Source organism: Magnetococcales bacterium, from assembly GCA_015231925.1.
Lineage (GTDB): Bacteria > Pseudomonadota > Magnetococcia > Magnetococcales > JADGAQ01 > JADGAQ01.
In genome coordinates this window covers 1-4,621 of record JADGAQ010000263.1, presented here as the reverse complement: position 1 = coordinate 4,621, position 4,621 = coordinate 1, and the positions used below count along the sequence as shown (strand labels likewise).

The 4,621-nt window shown below is 61.5% G+C and carries 4 protein-coding genes; all 4 read left to right on the top strand.

The annotated features are described in order from the left end of the window. Positions 1–215: 215 nt before the first annotated feature. From HQL56_18400 to HQL56_18385, 4 genes are read left to right on the top strand one after another with little or no spacing between them, the layout of a single operon-like run. A complete protein-coding gene (locus tag HQL56_18400; protein MBF0311489.1) occupies positions 216–833 on the top strand; it encodes a hypothetical protein in 618 nt (205 codons plus the stop codon). Positions 834–851: 18 nt separating this feature from the next. Continuing rightward, complete coding sequence (gene feoB / locus HQL56_18395) at positions 852–2,834, top strand: ferrous iron transport protein B (protein MBF0311488.1); 1,983 nt, start codon at positions 852–854, stop codon at positions 2,832–2,834. 9 nt (positions 2,835–2,843) lie between these two features. Continuing rightward, the gene (locus HQL56_18390) at positions 2,844–3,533 is read left to right on the top strand and encodes a metal-dependent transcriptional regulator (protein ID MBF0311487.1); all 690 of its coding nucleotides are present in this window, start codon (positions 2,844–2,846) and stop codon (positions 3,531–3,533) included. A gap of 12 nt (positions 3,534–3,545) precedes the next feature. Continuing rightward, a complete protein-coding gene (locus HQL56_18385; protein ID MBF0311486.1) occupies positions 3,546–4,364 on the top strand; it encodes a CZB domain-containing protein in 819 nt (272 codons plus the stop codon). Positions 4,365–4,621 lie beyond the last annotated feature (257 nt).

Below are 4,621 nucleotides of genomic sequence, written 5' to 3'. Positions count from 1 at the left end.
CGCAGTACCGACCCCCGCCATCCGGGAACTGCCGGCCCCACCGGGGACGCCGGCAGCCGTGGCGCAGCTCCCCCCCCCCCGAGGCCTCACCCGCTCCGAAGGGAACGGCAAGCACGACGGAGCCCCCTCCCGCTCCGAAGGAAACCGGCGTCACCCCCTCCGCACCCGTGGAAGAGGAGAAGGTCTTCGTTTTCCGGACAGGCCCAGCGGAGACCTTGCAAGTCTCTCCAACCCGTCCGCCGGCCGCCACCCCCCCCGCTCCGGGGAAACCGGCACCCTCCACGGGCAAAGCCACGGCCAAAGCCACCCCTGTCGATCCCCCTTCCGAAACCACCGGTGGGCAACCCCGCCAGGAGGTGGGAAAAGCCTCTTCCGCATCATCCCGGATGCACCCGACCCTGGCTCCGTTCGCCAAACACTTCAGCGCGATGGATCGCCTCCGGGACACCCCCTTCGAGAAGATATCGCCACCAAAAGGGCGCTCCAAAGGGAATCTGAGTTTCAAAAGAGATCAAAACGGCGACCTCGTCTTCTCCCTGGAAGGACTGCTCAACCACACCGCCTCCCGACGGGGGGAGACGTTCACCCTCAGCCCCAAGACGATTTCCGAATTGAGACTCATTTTCCAGATTGACCCCAACGAAGCCTTCATGTTTGAATTCGATGCGGCCGGACGCCTCACCGTGCCCAAGGCCTTCTGGGAACCCTTCGCCCGGATCAGCCGCAAGGCGGTCAGCGTCAGCCGCGTGGTCAGGAAGGTCCCGGATGGTTTGCAGGTCCGGGATCTGTTAGCCCTCACCATACCCACCATCGCCAAGCAGATCGAACGATAGCACGAAAGAGCGAACCCCATGTCCATGAGCGCCACCCTGGCCACACCCCTGCCCTTTCCCGTCCCGGCCCGGCAAAGCGACTGCACCAACAAACTGGTGATCGTGGGTCCGGCCAACTCGGGCAAAAGCACCCTGTTCAACGCCATCGCCCAGACATACGCCATGGTGGCCAACTATCCGCAAACCACGGTGACGCTCAATCACAAGCGCATCGTGCTGCATGGCCACCCGGTGGAGTGCGTCGACACCCCCGGCATCTCCTCCCTCAGCGCCATGAGCCGGGATGAGGAGGCCACCATCGCCCTGCTGCTGGAGGAGCGCCCGTGTCGCATCCTCTTCTGCGGCGACGCCCTGCGCCTCAAACAAAGCCTGATTCTCCTGGCCCAGATTCAGGAACTCGGCATTCCCACGGTCTTCTGCCTCAACAAGGCGGACGAGGCGGCTCGCCGGGGCATCGTCATCGACTGCGTCACCCTCTCCCGGGAGTTGGGTCTGCCGGTGGTGGAGAGCGACGCCAGCCACGGCATCGGCCTGAAAAAGGTGTTGAGCCTGTTGCAATCCCCCTCGGTTCCGGTCGAGGCCGTTTGCTACCCCGAGGACGTGGAGCAGAACCTGACCCGTCTGGCCAATCTCTTCGACAGCGGCAAAAGACCATCGAAAGGTCATCTTCTGCGCACCCTGCTCGACCCCTCCCTCTCCTCCCGCTTTCCGGAAACCCATTTCGGCCCGGAGATGGCTCCCAAAGTCCGGGAGATCCTGCGGGAGGCGCATTGGAAACACTCCCCCGGCTCCCTGCAGATGCGTGTCTTCCAATCCCGCGAGGAGTGGGCCGAAAAGCTGACCCGCCAGGTGACCCGCAAAGCCTCGGTAGCTCTCCACACCGTGTCGCAACGTCTGGCGGAAGCTTCGCGGCATCCCCTGCTGGGCTGGCCGATCTTCCTGGCCATTCTCTGGCTGACCTTTCACGGTGTGGTGGTCATTTCGGGCGAAATGGCCGCCGCCCTCGACGGCTGGATCTTCAAGCCCCTGGCCGAAACCATCGGCGGCTGGGTCGAAAACCCCTTTCTCAACGCCTTTCTGGTGGGCAATTTCGGGCTGTTGACCATGGGGTTGTTCAACGCCATGGTCACGGTGGTGCCGATTCTGCTGGTCTTCTTCCTGATCATGAACCTTCTGGAGGATTCCGGCTACCTGCCCAACCTGAGCGTGCTGGCCAACCGCAGCCTGGGACCGTTCGGTTTGTCCGGCAAGGCGGTGCTGCCCCTGGTGCTGGGCACCGGCTGCAACACCATGGCCACCCTGACCAGCCGCATCCTGGAAACCCGCAAGGAGCGTCTGATGGCGGTGTTCCTCATCGCCCTGGGCATGCCCTGCGCCGTGCAGTTGGGCATCATGATGGCCATTCTCGCCACCGTGCCCTTTTCGGCCCTGCTCATCGTACTGAGCGCCGTCGCCGGCACCCAGATCCTCTGCGGCGTGATCCTCAACCGCCTCATCGGCACCCGGCAGGGCAAAGGCGCCGAGTTCATCCTGGAGCTGCCCCCCTTCCGCCTGCCCGATCCCGTCAACGTGGTCAAAAAGACCTACTACCGCGTCAAATGGTTTCTGTTGGAGGCCACCCCCATGTTCATGGCCGCTGCGGTCATGATGTTCGTCTTCGACAACAGCGGCATTCTGCAGGGACTCAAAACCTTCTTTCACCCCATGGTCACCGGGTTCCTCTCCCTGCCGGACAAGGTTACCGAGGTCTTCATCCTGGTCCTCTCCCGCCGGGAGGTGGGCGCGGTCTATTTCAAAGATATGGTGGACGCCGGAGAACTCAGCTTCGAACAGATCGTCGTCGGTCTGGTGGTGATGACCCTCTTCATTCCCTGTGCCTCCAATACCCTGATGATGATCAAGGAGGTCGGGGCCCGCTGGGCCATCTCCATGAACGTGGTCATCATCGTCCTGGCGGTTCTGGTGGGCGGGCTGGTAAACTTTCTGCTTCAGCTGGCATAAGGAAACACGATGAATCTCGAATCGATGCGCAACAAAGACGAACTGCTGGAGATGCTGTGGCGTCTGCACGAGTTCTACGAGCTGACCGTGCCGGCGTTGCAACAACACGACCCCACCGGCGTCTACAAGGGCTACCTGCGCGAGTTCGCCAGCAACGGCATTTTGCGACTGGAAGGCGAGGCCATCATCCTGACCCCCGAAGGCATGGAAAAAGCCCGGGGTCTGGTGCGACGCCACCGCCTGGCTGAACGGCTGATCGTCGACGTACTGGGCAAGAGCCCCGAGGAGACCGAAACCTCCGCCTGCGAATTCGAACACATCCTGGCCCCGGAGCTGGTGGAAGCCATCTGCACCCTGTTGGGCCATCCCCGCTTCTGCCCCCACGGCATCCCCATTCCGGAAGGCGCCTGCTGTCTGGAAGCCAAAAAAAGCGTCGAATCCGCCGTCATCCCCCTGACACAACTGGCCAAGGGGCAGGAGGCACGCATCGTTTTCCTCAACACCCACGAAACCTCCCGCTTGCAGAAACTGCTGCACATCGGTCTGGTCCCCGGGGCAACGCTTTGCGTGCAACAACACTATCCCGCCCTGGTGATCCAGGTGGACAACAGCCAGATTGCCCTGGAACAGTCCATCGGAGAGGAGATTCGGGTCATTCCCCTGGGAAACGGCGCCACCACGTCCCCCCTCCACTCCTGACGAGGAATGCGCATGCAACGGATCGATCTCGGCATTGCCCGTATGGCCCACCTGGTCTGGGAAACGGAACTGGAGGAGATGGCGCTGAAAAAGCGCCCCGCCGTTCACCTCCAGACTCACGAGGAGTGCGAACTCGGCTTGTGGCTGAACGGGGAAGCCTTTCAATCCATGCAACACTACGGTTCGGTGCGGCAACTGATCGCGGCACACCAGCAGTTTCACCAGACGGCCTTTCAACTGCTCTTCCAGTTGGACCACGGCTCGCCGGAGCTGGTCTCCCGGGAGTTGCAACGGGTGCAAACCCTCAGCCGGGATATCGTGTTCCACATCACCGAGGTGGAGCTGGACTATCTGGAACACAAGCCCCTGAGCCAATTCGCCTCCCATCCCTTCAAGAGTCTCATCTACCGTCTGTTTCACGTCGCCGAAGAGACCGCCCCGGAAAACCACGGCATCCTGGAAGTCAGCCACGCCCGATTGATGCATCTGCGCTGGTCGAGGGAACTGCTGCGCGCCTTCCACCATTGGGGTCGGGAGGCGGATCTGGGCAGCGACCGAACCTGCGCGGTGGGCATCTGGATCCACGGGGTGGGTCTGGCCACCGGGCAATATCCGGAAATGATTCAGGAACTGGATCGCATTCATCAGCAATTTCACGCCAAAGCCGAAGAGACCGTTCGTCTCCTGCGTCGCAAGAACATTCCAGGCTCGGAAAATGCCTACAAAGAGGTCGTCAGTCTGGGTCGCGAAGTCCTCTACCTGTTGACCAAAATCGAAGTGGCCTTCCTGAAATCGGAAAACGTCACCTCCCCGATCAACCTGTGGAACTGATCGGCAGGCCTTGTTTTCCCCACCTCCCGTGACACGGGACTGGTCAACCGGCACGGACGACGATTCCAGCTACAAAAAGAGCCGTCCGTCGAGACGGTGCGGGAGTTGGCCGGAACTTTGAAGGAATGGCTTATTCCGTTTCTGTTCCATTTTTGCATTATTGCAGGGGTCTGGGGACCATCATGGTCCCCGGACCCCCGTATTATTCCGTTTCTGTTCCATTTTTGCATTATTGCAGGGGTCTGGGGACCATCATG

Excerpts from the sequence above, each read along its gene's own strand:
- feoB (MBF0311488.1), top strand. The coding sequence starts at position 852 with ATGTCCATGAGCGCCACCCTGGCCACACCCCTGCCCTTTCCCGTCCCG.
- HQL56_18385 (MBF0311486.1), top strand. The coding sequence starts at position 3,546 with ATGCAACGGATCGATCTCGGCATTGCCCGTATGGCCCACCTGGTCTGG.
- HQL56_18390 (MBF0311487.1), top strand. The coding sequence starts at position 2,844 with ATGAATCTCGAATCGATGCGCAACAAAGACGAACTGCTGGAGATGCTG.